The sequence below is a fragment of the Acinetobacter sp. YH12219 genome, from assembly GCF_013417875.1.
GTDB classification, from domain to species: domain Bacteria; phylum Pseudomonadota; class Gammaproteobacteria; order Pseudomonadales; family Moraxellaceae; genus Acinetobacter; species Acinetobacter amyesii.
In genome coordinates this window covers 26,251-42,975 of record NZ_VPDC01000016.1, presented here as the reverse complement: position 1 = coordinate 42,975, position 16,725 = coordinate 26,251, and the positions used below count along the sequence as shown (strand labels likewise).

The window sequence follows — 16,725 nt, the reverse complement described above, 5'->3', positions numbered from 1 at the left end:
CTTACTTTTGCCGAAACAAAAGTAAGGCGAACCGCAGGTTATTGGATAAATTTAATGTTCAATGAAAAGACTCCGCCTAATGAACGGCGGAATTTTTTATTACTATTTATTTGGATTATTCAGCACCATCTGGAACAAAGACATAACCCACGCCCCAAACGGTTTGGATATAGCGTGCACGTGCTGGGTTTTCTTCAACCAAACGACGCAGGCGAGAAACCTGAACGTCAATTGAACGCTCCATAGCACCCCATTCACGACCACGAGCAAGATTCATTAACTTGTCGCGTGTCAGTGGTTCACGAGGATGTTGAACTAATGCTTTAAGTACGGCAAATTCACCCGTTGTTAATGTGACGACTTGACCTTCACGGGTTAATGTACGAGTAGACAGGTCGAGTGACCACGGACCAAAAGACACCACTTCCATTTGTTGGCTTGGTGCGCCCGGAACTTCACGCACTTGACGACGTAATACGGCACGAATACGTGCCAAAAGCTCATTCGGGTTGAATGGTTTTGGTAAATAGTCATCTGCACCGGCTTCAAGTCCAGCAATACGGTCTGAATCACTACCACGAGCGGTCAGCATAATGATTGGGGTATCGATGCTAGATTGGCGCAGACGGCGACAAATACTCAAGCCATCTTCAACAGGTAACATAAAGTCGAGCACAATCAGGGAAAAGAGTTCCCGCTGCAACAGACGATCCATCTGAGTCGCATCATGTGCGGTTTTGACCACAAAACCTTTATCTTCTAGGAAGCGTTGTAAGAGGGTGCGTAGACGCACATCATCATCGACAACCAGAATGCGTTCGACTCGGTCGGTTTCGGCTTGTACGGCATCTGTTTTTTCAGCAGGTACAACTAAACTCATGACGTGCTCCTTATTCTTTATTGTCATCGTAAACAAAAAGTCGATTTCACTTGAGTATACGATTCATTTATATAAATTTACTATGCTCTAAAGCAACAAATATTGCAGTTAAAATCAAGACATAGATACCAAATGTATACATGTTGTTCGAATCAGTTTGCTTGTCTAAGTCTCGCTAATTTGCTGTTTCATAGTCAGTTTCGTAAAAAAATGTGTATTTGAGATGAATTGGCATTAAAAACCACGAATAAATTTATAAAAACAATTGTGGATTTTATGGTCTTGGTCTTTATAATCATGGCTTTTAGAACTTATCCTTGCAGGGATCTAATACGATGACTGACTTAGTTCAGCAGTTGGCAAAAGAAATTGCCGTACGTCCAAATCAAATTGAAGCTGCCATCAAGCTCATTGATGAAGGTGCCAGTGTTCCATTTATCGCACGTTACCGTAAAGAAGTGACGCAAGGTCTGGACGATACTCAATTACGTCAGCTCGATACACGTCTGACTTACCTGCGTGATTTATTTGAGCGCCGTGAAAAGGTAATCGAATCTCTAAAAGAACAAAACAAGTTATCTGATGACTTACTTGCTCGCGTGAATGCAGCAGAAACTAAAAATGCTTTAGAAGAGATTTACGCGCCGTATCGTCCAAAACGTACCAGTAAATCATTTAAAGCAAAAGAAGCGGGTTTAGGCCCAATCGCTGAAAAAATCTTTAATGAAGCGGTAGACCCAACCGAAGCTTTAGTTGGTTTTAGTCATGAAGATTATGCTGATGTTGAAAGCCAATTAGATGCGATTCAACACATTTTAATTGATGACTGGGCACAAAATATTGCATTAACTACTGAGCTAAAAGCGACATTTGCGAAAACTGCAGTGTTGAAAAGTTTAGTTGCAAGCGATGAGAAAAAAGAAGTCGGTAAAAAATTCCGTGATTACTTTGATTTCTCTGAAAGCTTAAATAAAGTCCCTTCACACCGTTTATTGGCGATGCTCCGTGGCCGTCAAGAAAATGTCTTGGGCTTAAAAGTCGATGGTGAAGATGATGCACCATTGGCTCGTATTGATACTGAATACAATTTAGAAACAGCACAACCACAAGCACGTGCAGATTTCTTAAAACAAACTGCAAAATTATTCTGGCTCGGTAAAGTTCGTCCTGCGATTGAACATTCATTATTGACTGAAAAACGTTTGGCTGCTGAAGCTGAAGCGATGGATGTCTTTGCTGAAAACCTACGTCATTTATTACTTTCTGCTCCTGCAGGCGCACGTTGCACATTGGGTGTAGACCCTGGCATCCGTACGGGTGTGAAATTGGCTGTTGTGAATGCATCAGGTGATGTTCTTGCACATAGCACGATTTACCCATTTGCTCCGAAAGAAGACAAAGCTGGTTCAGTGGCTGAACTTGCCCGTCTATGCCGTGAGTTTAATGTTGAACTGATTGCCATTGGTAACGGTACTGCAAGCCGTGAAACTGAAGCTGTTGTGGCTGAAATGATGGCAGCAAATACAGACTTGAACTTGATTCGTGTGTCAGTATCTGAGGCAGGCGCGTCGGTTTACTCAGCATCTGAATTGGCGTCAAATGAATTGCCAGATTTAGATGTATCGATCCGCGGTGCTGTATCGATTGCACGTCGTTTACAAGATCCATTGGCTGAACTTGTGAAGATTGATCCTAAATCGATTGGTGTGGGTCAATACCAACATGATGTGAACCAAACCGGTTTGGCAAAAACGCTAGAAGCGGTTGTGGAAGACTGTGTGAACTCAGTAGGTGTTGATGTCAACACAGCATCATCTGCTATTTTGGGTTATATCGCGGGTCTAAATAAATCGATTGCACAGCAAATCGTTGAATTCCGCAAAGAAAATGGTCGTTTTGATAACCGTCAAAGTTTGAAGAAAGTACCTCGTTTAGGCGAACGTACCTTTGAACAAGCAGCAGGTTTCTTACGTATTCAAGATGGTTCTGAACCATTGGATGCATCTGCAGTTCACCCAGAGTCATATGACTTGGTGGCAAAAATTGTGGAAGCTAAAGCGACGACTGTAAAAGATATTATTGGTAATACTGAAATTATCCGTCAGGTCGATGCAGCAGCATTTGTAAATGACCAATTTGGTTTGCCAACGATTCAGGACGTTTTATCTGAACTTGAAAAACCAGGTCGTGACCCGCGTCCAGAGTTCCGTACGGCAAAATTCCGTGAAGACATCACTGAAGTGGCTCAGTTGACTGAAGGTTTACAGCTTGAAGGTGTGGTTACAAATGTGACGAACTTCGGTGCATTCGTGGATGTGGGTGTACACCAAGACGGTTTAGTGCATATTTCTGAACTTGCAAATGAATTTGTTGCAGATCCGCACAAAGTCGTGAAACCAGGTCAAATTGTTCAAGTTCGTGTCTTGAATGTCGATGTTGAGCGTAACCGTGTTAACTTGTCTATGCGTGCAGAAGGTGCTGCTGCAGCGAAATCACAACGTCAACCACGTCGTGACAATGTACAGCAAGAACAACGAGGTGAGCGTAAGCCACATGCGAAACGTCCACAGCATGCTCGTCCGCAAGGTGACCGCCCACAAGGTCATAAAAAACCTCAAGCAGCGAAACCACAAGAAAATAAAATTGGTGGTTTAGGTGCGTTGTTATTACAAGCAGGGATTAAAGGTTCGAAGTAATCTTTAACTGTTAAAAAAACCTCCCATTTGGGAGGTTTTTTTATATAAGATTAAAACAATCAAAGCTTAAATAAACTTAGAAGACCATAATGTTACGTAGTTATTATCAGGGTTCAGTGCAACAATTCATACATACAAATGAACAAGAAATTATGGGGGCTTTGGCACTACAGCATGAATTTGCATTGGAAGATTTACAAAAGAACGCTTGGTTAAAACAAATTGAGATTTTAAAACAACAGTTGGATTTTTTAGATGAGGGAGAAATCTTTTTTGAATTCTCTATTCCACGGATGGGTAAGCGCGTAGATAACATTCTTTTGATACGTAATTTAATTTTTGTTATTGAATTTAAAGTAGGTGAAAAGAGTTACCCACAATATGCTAAGACTCAGGTCATAGATTATTGTTTGGATTTGTTGAATTTTCATGAAGGTAGTCATCAGCAAAAGGTCATACCACTTTTAATTTCAACCCAAGCTCAAAGTTGTGAACAGTCATGGTCAGCGGTATCCACTTATCAAGATACTTTATGCTGTAACACCCATAATTTACGGATTGTAATCGAACAAGCGCTTTATCAATTTGCAGGTCTTACGCAACTTAATATCAAACAGTGGGTTGAGTCTCGATATAAACCAACACCCACAATTATTGAAGCAGCTCAGGCGTTATATCAAGGTCATACAGTGGATGAAATTTCTAGAAGTGATGCCGGTGCAAAAAATTTAGCGATCACTTCGAAAAAAATCGAACAAATTATTGAAGATGCAAAATTAACAAATAAAAAAACGATTTGTTTTTTAACGGGTGTACCTGGTGCAGGAAAGACATTGGCCGGTCTTAATATTGCGAACCAGCGTTTAAAAACAAATGAACAAGAACATTCTGTATTTTTATCTGGGAATGGTCCTTTAGTTGATGTTTTACGTGAAGCATTGGTTCGAAATACCGTGGAACTTGCTAAGCAACAAACAGAAAAAAAGACGCGATCTGAGGCAGAACGTGAAGCCAAAGCCTTTATACAAAATATTCATCATTTTAGAGATCATTATTTGAAGTCAAATGAGGTGCCAATCGAAAAAGTCGTTATTTTTGATGAAGCTCAAAGGGCCTGGCAAAAGGATCAGGTTTCAAACTTTATGAAACAGAAAAAAGGTATTGATAATTTTTCGATGTCTGAACCAGAGTTTCTCATTAGTGTTATGGATCGCCACGCTGATTGGTGTGTCGTTGTTTGCCTGATTGGTGGTGGGCAGGAGATTAACACTGGAGAAGCAGGTGTTTCTGAATGGCTATCAGCATTAGAACATAAATACCCGAAATGGAAGATCTACTTTTCTAACAAAATTTTGCAGGATAAAGTCTATTTAACTGATCCTAAACAACAATTCTGGGTTCAAAAAAATGGAAAAAATGAGGAAGATTTACATCTTGCTGTTTCTGTCCGGTCATTTCGCAGCGAACAAGTTTCACATTTGATTCAACATGTATTAGATGGTGATGCAAAGTCCGCGAAAGAAACTTACCATATGATGTCCCAAGATTATCCTATTCTGCTTTGTCGTGATTTTAATGTTGCTAAACAGTGGTTAAAAAGAAAGGCTAAGGGTTCAGAGCGCTTTGGGGTTATTGCTAGTTCGGGTGCCAGACGTTTAAAAGCCGAAGGTATTGATGTAAAGAATAAAATAACACCTGCAGATTGGTTTTTGAATTCAAATACAGATGTACGTTCTGCGTATTATTTGGAAGATATTGCAACTGAGTTTGATGTGCAAGGCTTGGAAATAGATTACAGTTGCGTGGCATGGGATATTAATTTTTATTTTGATCAAGATTGGCAATTTCAAGCCTTTAAAGGTAGTCGATGGCAAAATATAAGGCAAACTGAAAAGCAGAAATACCTGTTAAATGCATATCGAGTGCTACTGACTCGGGCGCGACAAGGTATGGTGTTGTATATACCATCTGTAGATGACAGTGACTGGACTCGTCCCAAGAAATATTATGATTCGACGTATAATTTTTTGAAGCAATGTGGTTTCAATACGCTATAAAAAACCTCCCATTTGGGAGGTTTTTTTATTTCTTTTAAGGCCTATCAAAGATAAATGAGCTGAATCTTAAACTTCGCAATAAAGTGTAAAAATCACACAAATCACGTATCAAAACACACTATAGAATCGTTCGATTGTCAGACAATATAAGTCACGCCATAAAGTGGTCACAAACTTTAGGTTTTACATACTTACATCTAATTATTTGATATTTATTATAAACGGTAAAATGATGACATCTAAAATTGAACGACATCGATTTCATATTCACGACTTTTTATCTGGAACAGTGGTATTTCTCGTGGCTTTACCGCTATGCCTAGGCATTGCATTGGCTTCTGGCGCACCGATTCTCTCTGGCATTATTGCCGGCATTGTCGGTGGTATTTTAGTCGGAGCATTGAGTGGCTCACATATCAGTGTTGCAGGGCCAGCAGCAGGTTTAACAGCAGTCATTTTGGTACAGCTTGAACTACTCGGCGGCAACTATGCCGCCTTTTTATTGTGTATTGTTTTTGCCGGTATCTTACAGATTGGATTTGGCATATTTCGGCTCGGTTTCTTTGCCAACTTTATTCCAAACAATGTCATATTAGGTTTATTAGCAGCCATCGGACTGATCTTGATTGGGAGTCAAATACCTTATCTATTTGGCTTGAACCAATTTTCATGGTCTGTGCTGTGGCAGTCACAGCCGCTCGAATTGCAATGGGATATCGGTGCTGTTTTGATCGGTATCGGTAGCCTTGTGCTGATGTTGCTTTGGGAGCAGAGCCCATGCAAAAAGTGGGTTCTGCCTTCAGCCTTGGTTGCTGTCGTTCTTGCTGCACTGTGCAATGCCGTGTTGGTGCTTAGTGGTTCGCCTTTGGCAGTTCATTCATCGAACCTCATCCAACTTCCAAATCTTTGGGATCAGCCACAAAATGTGATGATCTTTCCAGATTGGACCGCTTTAAATAATCCACTGATTTACACGGGTGCTATTACTTTGGCGGTTGTGGCGTCATTAGAAACCTTATTAAATTTAGAAGCAGCAGATAAATTAGATCCGCATAAACGCTCTTCACCACCTAACCGAGAGTTATGGGCGCAAGGCATCGGCAATGTCGTTTCGGGTGCTATAGGCGGAATGCCGCTGACGTCAGTAATTGTTCGTAGTTCGGTCAATGCCAGTGCTGGAGCTAAAAGTAAATGTTCTGCAATCTTTCATGGCGTGTTGCTCTTGTTTGCTGTGCTGTGTTTAGTGCCTTTGATGAACATAATTCCGCTTTCAGCATTAGCTGCAATTTTAATCCTGACAGGTTTTAAACTGACACATCCCAAATTGTTTAAACAGCTGTATTTAAAAGGGTGGAAACAATTTATTCCTTTTATCATTACCTTATTGGCGATTTTATTCACAGACTTATTGCTCGGAATCTTGATTGGTTTAGCCAGTAGTGCGGCCTTTATTTTATACGCCAATTTTAATAAAGGGCTGAAGGTGTATAAGGAGCATCATCTACATGGGGTGATTACACGGATTGAATTGCCTTCACAAGTTAGTTTTCTCAACCGTTCGGCATTAATATCTGCATTGGAACATATCCATCGCGGCGAACAAGTGGTGATTGATGCTACACATGTGAGTGATATGGATGCTGATATTTTCCAGCTTATTCAAGAGTACCAGCAGGAAAAGGCAGCACAGCGTAAAGTGCAAGTGCAGTTGATTGGTTTCAAGACACACTATGCCGATGCGCAGGAGGCGGCATTAGATATAGATATTAGTACCGCAGCTTTACAGCAACGTTTGAACCCAGAGGACGTGCTCGCTTTGCTTAAAGCAGGCAATAAACGTTTTGTACAAAATGAGCGTTTGCAACGAGATATCTATCGGCAACTGCGGGTGACCGCTGAAGAAGGGCAGCATCCGATTGCGGCAGTGTTAGGTTGTATGGATTCTCGTGCGCCGACTGAAATGATCTTTGATGTTGGAATTGGCGATTTATTTAGTTTACGCATTGCGGGGAATGTCGCGGGACAAAAAGTTTTGGGATCATTGGAATTTGCCTGCGAAGCCAAAGGTGCCAAAGTGATCGTGGTGCTTGGTCATACGGACTGTGGTGCGGTTAGCAGTGCTTGTCAGTTGCATTTAGCTGGTCAATCGATTCAGAGCCTGACGCGTATGCCACATATTCAATATGTGCTGGGGCCACTCAATGAGTCTGTATCGCGTGTTGCCGAATTGATGCAACCACAAACGCTGAGTCCGGCATTTTTAGAGCAAGTGACGCAAATGAATGTGCATTACAACATCCGCTATATTTTGCAAAATAGTGAAGTGCTACAGCAGTTGGTGCAAGAAGGTAAAGTGGCGATTGTTGGTGCAGTGTATGATGTAAAAACTGGACGGGTTAATTTCTTCGGATAAATAAAATCCGATGACATAAAAAAGGATCATCATGAACACATGATGATCCTTTTTATTGAACTAAAATACATTAGCGAATCATCGGTACGATCCAACTGGTAATGATCAGCAAAATACCGAAGTGTCCCAATTTACGGGTGACATATACCAATTTAGACGGTTTTTGTTCCAATTGTTTCGCATAGTCTTCGATACTAATGCCTTGTTTTGCATTACTAGTAAATAAAAATACCGCCAAATCGATACAAATTAAAATGGTACCGACATCTGCCACTACTTCCATTAAATCGTATTGGCCGCTGATCAAGGCGGTTGACACTTGATAAACAAGGAAAAGTGCAAAAGCGATGCAGGCATACTGCAAAACAGTTAAAAATATCCGCATAAATCTATACTAAATAAGCTCAAAATTCTGAAACAGGATTATAGCGTCCCTCGCAAGAGATTACTGTAACGCTTAGAGTGCTTGCATGACTGCTGGGAAATGTTGCTTCTCAACCATTTCCAAAAACTCATCGCCCATACGCTGACTTTCAGCCACGCATTGGTTCCACATTTTAATCCGTTGTTGGTTGTCTAAACCTTTGAGGGTAAAATCTTTGCGGTCAGGCAGTCGGCCAAGCGGCAAGCTTGCAAGGTATTCTTGTGAAGGTGATAGTAACAAGGTACGCGCTTGATTGTCTGGATTAGCCTGACGTTTAAATAATTTATCAAACCAACCGGGGGTGATGCTATCTGTGAAATGTGGATATAGTACGATGCCTTGACTTTGGAAGGGCAGGTCAATGTGATAGTCGATTAGGCCGCCATCGCGGTAACTGCCTTGTGGTGCATCAGGGATATCACGGATCGCGGCCATAACACCAGGAATAGATGCAGATGCCATAAGCCACGGCATAACACTATTTTGAGTCAATGCATGGTAATGCGTGGTAAAGCCATCATCCGCCACGGTAAATTGATGACCTGACACAGGCTGACTAATTACACGCTGCATGAAATAACGACTGTGTTTACGTGCGAGCGCTGTCGTGCCCACGATTCCTGCGACAGAGGCTAATAGCGGCAGAGCTTTATCACTTTGGAAAATATGCTGAGCTTTGACTGAAAGCACAGTGAGGTGATAATCCGGGTGATTAACCAGTGCCGCTTCTTGACCTTGAATCAAATCGATCAGCATGCCACGACACACATCGCTGACTTCTTGACGGCTCATCTTTTTATGAAAGCTCAGATTGGTATACAGCTCAGAAAGGCGTTTCGTCCCTTCAATGGCTCCCCAAGCAGCAATACTGGCAAAGCGCCAACTGCCAATCGATGAACCAATTAAAGTACGCTTTTGTTGCGCGCGTGGCAAAAAGTCAGCAAAAATCGCCTGATCTAAACCTTGAATACCAATGCCTTTCGGACCACCCGCAGCACCGGGCAGGATATCCACTTGAGCAGCGTTTAAACCCTCTTGTTCAATCAGTTGGCGGGCTAAATGGCCAGCACGGATATTGAGCGCAGGCGGTCTTTTTTGCAAAATTTGAGTCATGGTAGTCGCTTAAAATACAGTCGTAGAATTATTCTAATGCGTTTTTGCACAGACCCAATGGCTGAAACTTCCGACAAATGACTTCTCAGTCATATCAGGGCGTCTCTCAGGAATGCTGTAATAGTTGTTCGTTATGCCGATGCAATTGAAACAAACTGAGGCAGACGATTGCCCATGTCGCCATTGGAAAGACCGCCCAAGCAAATAGGTTAATGATAAAAATCACGGCCCCAGCTAATAACCAATAATTTAACCCCGCCATCAGCTTTTGCTGTGGCAAACAAAGTAGGAATAAACAGGGAAGTGCATTAAAGAGAATGATCCACCAAAATGTAGCGCTATGCTGCATCCGATACAGGGTGGTGTTGGCTGGCGGTTGCCAGTTTAGAAAAGGCATGTGCATATTTAATTGAACCAACACATCGAGCAGGGTCGAAAAACTATACAGCAAGGCCGTTGCACATGCTCGGAGAGGGTTTCGACCATACAGTACCCCTAAATAACTGTATGACATGGCGTTCAGCCTTATTTAAATTTTTGAATTTTTTGTTTTTATGGCTTTAAGCCTTTTATTGTCAAAAGGCTTAAAGGAGCTATGGATACATCAAGATCATTTAAACACAGATTATTTAAACACACGCCAAATGGCAAGTAAGCTTGAAAGTGCAATTAATACGATGGAAACATACCATGGCGCAATTATCGCGATGGAGAGGAAGATGGCCATAATACTGCCAAAAACCCAACTACGTTTTTGCTGATGTTCCATTTGCAGGCGCATGCTTTGCAGTTCATTCAGTTGTTTGGCATGCCAAGCCGACTGATTTTTTAAACCATTCAGGCTGTCGATCATCAGCGTTGGTAAATCTTGCGCACCTAAAAGTAAGTCTGGAATTTTTTGCCCGAGTTCTTTTAAGTTTTTCTGCGGATTCATTTGCGCTTTAATCCAATCGGTGAGGATTGGTTTTGCCAAACTCCAAATATCCAATTCAGGATAGAGATCAGTTCCTAAACCTTCAACATGGACCAAGGTCTTGAGCAGCAACATCAGTTGTGGCGGAATCTCTAAATGGAAACGACGCGCAATATCCATCACTTGAATCAGGATGCCGGCGAAGTCCAATTCATGCATTGGTTTAGAGACCATTGGGCCAACGGTACGACGCATTTCACGTGCTAAGGCATCTTGATCTGTACCCGGTGGAATCCAACCCGCTTGATGCACGATTTGAATCAGTTGCATAAAGTCGCTGTTCATAACCGCAAGCAGCATGCGTGCTACGGTCATTTGGTCGTGCTTTGAAAGCTCACCCATAATCGCGCAGTCCAAGGCAATAAAGCGTGGATTGCTTGGATTAATGGTTTCGACGAAGACATTCCCCGGATGCATGTCTGCATGGAAGAAGTTGTCGCGGAACACTTGGGTAAAGAAAATGGTGAGCCCTTTTTCGGCTAAATCTTTACGATCCATGCCCAAGCGATCAAAGGTCGCAATATCTGAAATTGGTACACCCGTAATACGCTCTTCGACCATGACATCACGGCTGTCCATATAGACTTCAGGCACGTACATCATGCTTGAACCGGTGAAGTAATGACGCATACGACGCGTGTTATCCGCTTCTAAAGTCAAATCCAATTCATTGAGAATAATTTGACGGTAGTCTTGAATAATTTCAGATAGATGCAGGGCACGAGCGGCTTCTAGGCGTTTTTCAAGGAACTGACCAAGCCACTCTAATATTTCAAAATCATGCAGAATTTGATTGCGAATATTCGGGCGAGCCACTTTCACTACGACTTCGCGACCATCATGCAGTGCAGCAGTATGCACTTGTGCGATAGATGCTGCGGCTAAAGGTTGCTCGTCAAAGCGTGCAAATAAGGTATTAACATCGGCTTTGAGTGATTCCTGAATGCGCATTTTGGCAACGTCATTTGAAAAAGGTTTTACACGGTCTTGTAAAAGCACCAATTGCTGTAAAACTTCAGGTGGAATCAAGTCACGACGGGTAGACAGTAATTGACCGAGTTTAATGGCCAAAGGTCCCATATCTTCTAAAGCTTGTTTTAGCTTCAGTGGATTTTTACGTTCTTTGCTTAAACGTGCTGCAGGATGTATACGAATGAGGGAAATAATATGACGGGCTTTTTCCGGTAATTCTTCCGCAGGAAACAACGTGTCGAGTCTATAGTGCGCAGCAATGCGCCAAAGGTCGAGTAAACGTGAAACGTGCGGAATCATATATGCAATTACCTAGTCTTAAGTGTTGTCTTGTAATGAGTCAATTTGGCTGTGCAGCTGCTGAATTTTTGCTTCTGCACGGTCCAGATTTTGATTCAAAATTCGGGTGTCTTGATTCAGGTCATCCATTTGCCAGCGTGGGGCAAGCAAGCCTGAATCTTCTTTTAACGCGTCTTCAGCAAAGAACAAATGGCTTTGTAAAGTACGTTTGAGATGTTTGGGTGCAAGTTGTAACTTACCAATTTCATGCGCAAGGCTTGGACCAATCCAAGGGCTTAGATGCGAAGCTAAATCAGGCTCAGCTTGCTGCATAATGCGCTGGATATCCTGCAATAAGTGATAATCACCTTGCAATGGAATATTGCCGACATCTTCAGCCAACAGCAGTTTGAGGAGCTCGACGACCGTTTTGACATGTAAGGTCGCCGTTGCTTCAGTTATGTTTGACTGCTGCTCGAAAGGGCGTTGCTCAAAGATGGATGCGGTTTCAGTATGTCCTGTTGGCGTCGGTTCTAAGCGAACTTTCTGATCGTCAAAAAACACATCCACCGACAACTGTGGTGAGTCGATCACCACACGAAGCATTTTGCCTTGCAATTCATTCAGTTGGATGCGGGTAATCGCATCCAAATCAATGACATGATGAATTAAGCGTTCAACTGCACCAAGTGCGAGAATCGACCACATAGTTCAGCCTGCAGTATTAAAGTTTGAAACCACGGTGTACAGCCACGATACCACCCGTTAAGTTGTGGTAATCACAGTTTTGGAAGCCCGCATTTTCCATCATACCTTTAAGAGTACGTTGGTCTGGGTGCATACGAATTGATTCTGCAAGGTATTTATAACTTTCAGAGTCATTCGCTACGATTTTACCCATGATCGGTAATGCAGTGAATGAGTACAAGTCATACAGTTTTGAGAATGGTTCAAATACCGGTTTAGAGAATTCTAAAATCAGTAAACGACCACCTGGCTTAAGAACGCGGTACATTGCAGCTAGTGCAGCATCTTTGTCAGTCACGTTGCGTAGACCAAATGAAATGGTCAATAGGTCAAAACTGTTGTCTGCAAAAGGTTCTAAAGTTTCAGCATTGGCCAAAACGAAATCGACATTGGTACAACCAGCATCAATGAGGCGGTCACGACCGACATTGAGCATCGATTCATTAATGTCTGAAAGCACCACATGACCTGTCGGGCCAACTTCACGGCTAAATACTTTGGCAAGGTCACCAGTACCGCCTGCAATATCTAGGACGTGCTGACCGCGACGTACACCAGACATGTTAATGGCAAAACGTTTCCATAGACGGTGAATACCAAATGACATTAAATCATTCATGATGTCGTATTTTGCAGCCACTGAGTGGAAGACTTCCGCTACTTTTTGCGCTTTATCTTCGCTGCTCACGGTTTGATAACCAAAGTGCGTGGTTGCTCCAACGTTACCAGTATTCGCGCCACGTGGCAGATTATATTTGGGTACTGAACCTGTCACAGGTGTGTCGGTCAGACGTTGTTCTAAAGATTGTTGCTGACCTTGCGCTGTCCCTTGTGGTAAAGGCTCAGTTAAGAATGGACTCACTTTGTCTGTATTTTGTGCCGACTCAGGTGTAGGGGCAGGCGTTTGATTCTCGTTAGACATTAGAGTCACTCCTAACTTATAAATAGGGTTAATGTTGCTTTGCAAGCATGATGACAGATTCTCTGTTGTTATACAGCAGTCATTTGCATTTGTTGTGAATAATATACAGAAAAAATAAGGGTCTGCTGTAATTGCTTTGCAAATCCCCTATAAAAAATCTGAATTCAGTCTTGCAAGCCCAGTTTGTTTTATATCAAACATGGGCTTTGTGGGATGTGAGTTTTGTTAAGCCGCAGGCTGAAACGGGTTCGGGTCACCGGCATGTACACGGTCAATGATTTGGCGTTCTACAGCGGTAAATTCGCGGACAAATTTTTCTGCTGACTTGAGCGGTTTCATCGCCAAGAAGCCATCTTGCATAAAGTCGTACATCACTTCGAAGTTGTATTTGTTTGCTGCGCCCTTACACATTTTAAAGGCGGTATAGACCATAAACGAGCGCATATATTTATCTAAATTACGACCTAAATCGTCTAACAGTTGCAGCTGCAACATGCGGTCTTTACCTTGATCGAGCTTGAGATAGGTCTGACGCATCATTTCATCGGTCAGGGTTGGATTATTTGGATAATCTTGCAGTAATTGCATGGCTACTTGTTCATCGAGCTGTACGGCCAATATCGCAAGTTGTACGCCCGAAGTGCCAGTCTTAATGGCATTATCTGGAATTAGTTTTTCTGCTTTATGCGCATAGCGGGTGAGACGTGCAATTTGTGCAGCTAATGCATCAAAATCAGGACCGCCATATAAACGGTTAATAAAATATTCAGACATCAGTACATTGTGTTTTTCAGCAAATTGCACAGCATGCGTACGTTGCATGCGCTGTTTTTGCCACTGTTGGACATCTTGTAAACGCTGTAAAATTTCTGGCTTTTTGTGGTAATTCAACTGGTAATACAGTTCAAGTAAATCATCTAATACCGCAAGTTTGGACATTGAGTGTCTCAATTATTTTTTAGATGTTTGAATCTTAGTGGGTGTTGGAGCTTAGGGCTATGACAAAGTGACGAAATTACAGGTCAATCTGAGTCAGTTTGTTGCAGAAACGGTCATATTTTGCATTTCAGCACATACATGAAAGCATTGTTGTGTGATGAACGGCATGGTTATACTCAAAACAGAATAAAACCAAGGGTCCGCCATGAGCTTAAAAGAAACAGAATTTCAATTGATGGATGAAGAACAACTCTCGGTTGAGCTGATTGAAGCGCAGTATCAACTGAAAAATACCAGCCGTCAGCCCAATGCCAAAAGCATGTTGATTTTAGTGAGTGGAATCGAGCTTGCGGGTAAGGGGGAGGCCGTCAAACAGCTCCGTGAATGGGTCGATCCACGTTACTTAAGGGTGAAAGCGGATGCCCCGATCATATTTAATCCAAAACAAACCTTTTGGCAGTCTTATGCACGGTTTATTCCTGCCGAAGGGCAAATTATGGTGATGTTTGGAAACTGGTATAGTGATTTGCTCAGTACCGCCATGCATGTGTCGAAGCCTTTGGATGAAACCTTATTTGATGAATATGTCGAGAACATGCGGGCTTATGAACGAGACCTAAAAAATAATCATGTCGATGTGATTAAGGTCTGGTTCGATTTATCTTGGAAATCTTTACAAAAACGTTTGGATGAAATGGACCCGAGTGAAGCGCGTTGGCATAAATTGCATGGTTTAGATTGGCGCAATAAAAAACAATATGACAACTTGCAACGTTTACGTCAGCGTTTTAGTCATGACTGGATCATTATCGACTGTGAAGATGAGCAAGTCCGTGATCAGCAATTTGCACAGTATATTTTACGCACTTTAAAACATTGTCCAACACATGAAACTAAAGCGGTAGGGCGTTGGAAACAAGCCAAAACACCACAGGCGTTATTGGAACCCAGCACTGCCGTCGCTGATGAAGCCGATTATAAAAAAGAATTAAAAAAATTAAGCCGTAAGGTGGCTGAAGCTTTACGTTTTGATTCATGCAACGTGGTGATCGTGTTTGAAGGGATGGATGCCGCAGGGAAAGGCGGAGCAATTAAACGTATTGTTAAAAAGTTAGACCCACGCGAATATGAAATTCATACCATAGCAGCACCTGAAAAATATGAACTACGCCGTCCTTACTTATGGCGCTTTTGGAATAAAATTGTCCCTGAAGAGAAAATCACGATTTTTGATCGCAGTTGGTATGGTCGTGTTTTGGTTGAGCGGATTGAAGGATTTGCTAATACCGTTGAATGGCAGAGGGCATACGATGAAATTAATCGCTTTGAAAAGGATCTATATAACAGTCAAACGGTTGTCATCAAGTTCTGGTTAGCCATTGGAAAGGATGAGCAAGCTGCAAGGTTTAAAGCTCGAGAAGAAACCGCACATAAGCGTTTTAAAATTACTCCAGATGACTGGCGGAATCGTGACCGTTGGGATGATTATCTCAAAGCTGCCGCAGATATGTTGCAACGCACGGATACAGAATATGCGCCGTGGCATGTGATTGCGACCAATGATAAGCATAGTGCTCGTTTACAAGTGCTAAAAACGATTTTAGCGCAGTTGAAAGCAGATTGATTTTATGATGAAAGCAGATTGATTTTATGAAAAAAGCCACGCAATTCGTGGCTTTTTTCTTCATTTTCAAAACTCGCTCATTTTCAGATTTACTTCATCTTTAGATCTATGGTTTAAATCACTTTGATTCTTAAATCTTGTTGATGCGCTATACATCGTTTCGTTAACCATTGTTAGGCGTTGGGACAGGTTGGTTCGGAAATTTCTGTTGAATACGCTTCGCCAATTGGTAGCTTTCTTCTACATGGGTTTCAGCGACTTTTTTCATCACAATATAACCCAAACTGGCTGCCACCAATTGTCCACCTAATGGAATAAATTTAGTGACTTGTTTGGTAATATATTTTGCTGCAATGTTATTCAGCGATTTTTTCATGGCGGTTCGTGCAACCACTAAACCAGAAAATTCGACACCACGTTTACGCAGTTCCGTCCAATGAATTTGTTTGGTTTTTGGATCATACACACTAATTTGATCTGGCGCTAAACCAAAACGCGCATTAATTTCTGGAATGAGCTGTGACAAAATTCCGACGTCAATCACCACATCCAAAAATGGCACAGGAATAATAGCTGCACCTGCTGAAAAATAAGCACGTTTTTTGACGAGCTCTAAGCATTCAGCGCGAATAATGTCCAGATTTAAGTTAGGGTCGATGGAATCAGGAATGTTATCAATTTTCATA

At 42.0% G+C, this 16,725-nt stretch carries 13 protein-coding genes; 4 read left to right on the top strand and 9 right to left on the bottom strand.

Annotated features, from left to right (window positions below):
* Positions 1–115: 115 nt before the first annotated feature.
* Positions 116–880: a two-component system response regulator OmpR gene (gene ompR / locus FTV04_RS11665; protein WP_078189809.1), complete on the bottom strand. Its 765-nt coding sequence runs from the start codon at positions 878–880 to the stop codon at positions 116–118.
* A 335-nt stretch (positions 881–1,215) separates the two neighbouring features.
* Here ompR and FTV04_RS11660 point away from each other — a divergent pair, with 335 nt between their 5' ends.
* The 3 genes from FTV04_RS11660 (at position 1,216) to FTV04_RS11650 (ending at position 8,046) form a co-directional block, all read left to right on the top strand.
* A complete protein-coding gene (locus tag FTV04_RS11660) occupies positions 1,216–3,576 on the top strand; it encodes a Tex family protein (protein ID WP_180089629.1) in 2,361 nt (786 codons plus the stop codon).
* An 89-nt stretch (positions 3,577–3,665) separates the two neighbouring features.
* Positions 3,666–5,633 (top strand): DUF2075 domain-containing protein, encoded by a 1,968-nt coding sequence (locus FTV04_RS11655; RefSeq protein WP_180007251.1) that lies wholly within the window; start codon positions 3,666–3,668, stop codon positions 5,631–5,633.
* A gap of 232 nt (positions 5,634–5,865) precedes the next feature.
* Positions 5,866–8,046, top strand: coding sequence for a SulP family inorganic anion transporter (locus FTV04_RS11650; protein ID WP_180089648.1), 2,181 nt, complete (start codon positions 5,866–5,868; stop codon positions 8,044–8,046).
* Between the two features lie 70 nt (positions 8,047–8,116).
* Here FTV04_RS11650 and FTV04_RS11645 read toward each other — a convergent pair whose 3' ends face one another.
* From FTV04_RS11645 to FTV04_RS11615, 7 genes are all read right to left on the bottom strand, one after another.
* Complete coding sequence (locus FTV04_RS11645; protein WP_078189807.1) at positions 8,117–8,431, bottom strand: hypothetical protein; 315 nt, start codon at positions 8,429–8,431, stop codon at positions 8,117–8,119.
* 72 nt (positions 8,432–8,503) lie between these two features.
* On the bottom strand, positions 8,504–9,583 hold the full coding sequence (locus FTV04_RS11640; RefSeq protein WP_180048786.1) for a patatin-like phospholipase family protein: 1,080 nt from the start codon (positions 9,581–9,583) through the stop codon (positions 8,504–8,506).
* A gap of 106 nt (positions 9,584–9,689) precedes the next feature.
* Positions 9,690–10,097 (bottom strand): hypothetical protein, encoded by a 408-nt coding sequence (locus FTV04_RS11635; RefSeq protein WP_180010239.1) that lies wholly within the window; start codon positions 10,095–10,097, stop codon positions 9,690–9,692.
* A gap of 111 nt (positions 10,098–10,208) precedes the next feature.
* The gene (locus FTV04_RS11630; RefSeq protein WP_180007065.1) at positions 10,209–11,828 is read right to left on the bottom strand and encodes an AarF/ABC1/UbiB kinase family protein; all 1,620 of its coding nucleotides are present in this window, start codon (positions 11,826–11,828) and stop codon (positions 10,209–10,211) included.
* Between the two features lie 18 nt (positions 11,829–11,846).
* Positions 11,847–12,515, bottom strand: a complete 669-nt coding sequence (locus FTV04_RS11625; protein ID WP_180002881.1) for an SCP2 domain-containing protein — start codon at positions 12,513–12,515, stop codon at positions 11,847–11,849.
* 16 nt (positions 12,516–12,531) lie between these two features.
* Positions 12,532–13,476 (bottom strand): bifunctional demethylmenaquinone methyltransferase/2-methoxy-6-polyprenyl-1,4-benzoquinol methylase UbiE, encoded by a 945-nt coding sequence (ubiE, locus tag FTV04_RS11620; RefSeq protein ID WP_078189802.1) that lies wholly within the window; start codon positions 13,474–13,476, stop codon positions 12,532–12,534.
* A gap of 225 nt (positions 13,477–13,701) precedes the next feature.
* On the bottom strand, positions 13,702–14,415 hold the full coding sequence (locus tag FTV04_RS11615; RefSeq protein ID WP_180010241.1) for a hypothetical protein: 714 nt from the start codon (positions 14,413–14,415) through the stop codon (positions 13,702–13,704).
* A 205-nt stretch (positions 14,416–14,620) separates the two neighbouring features.
* Between FTV04_RS11615 and FTV04_RS11610 the strand changes: the two genes are divergently transcribed.
* Positions 14,621–16,039: a phosphate--AMP phosphotransferase gene (locus tag FTV04_RS11610; RefSeq protein ID WP_180089627.1), complete on the top strand. Its 1,419-nt coding sequence runs from the start codon at positions 14,621–14,623 to the stop codon at positions 16,037–16,039.
* Positions 16,040–16,202: 163 nt separating this feature from the next.
* Here the strand turns inward: FTV04_RS11610 and FTV04_RS11605 are convergent, their stop codons facing one another.
* The gene (locus tag FTV04_RS11605) at positions 16,203–16,724 is read right to left on the bottom strand and encodes a hypothetical protein (protein WP_180024754.1); all 522 of its coding nucleotides are present in this window, start codon (positions 16,722–16,724) and stop codon (positions 16,203–16,205) included.
* Position 16,725 lies beyond the last annotated feature (1 nt).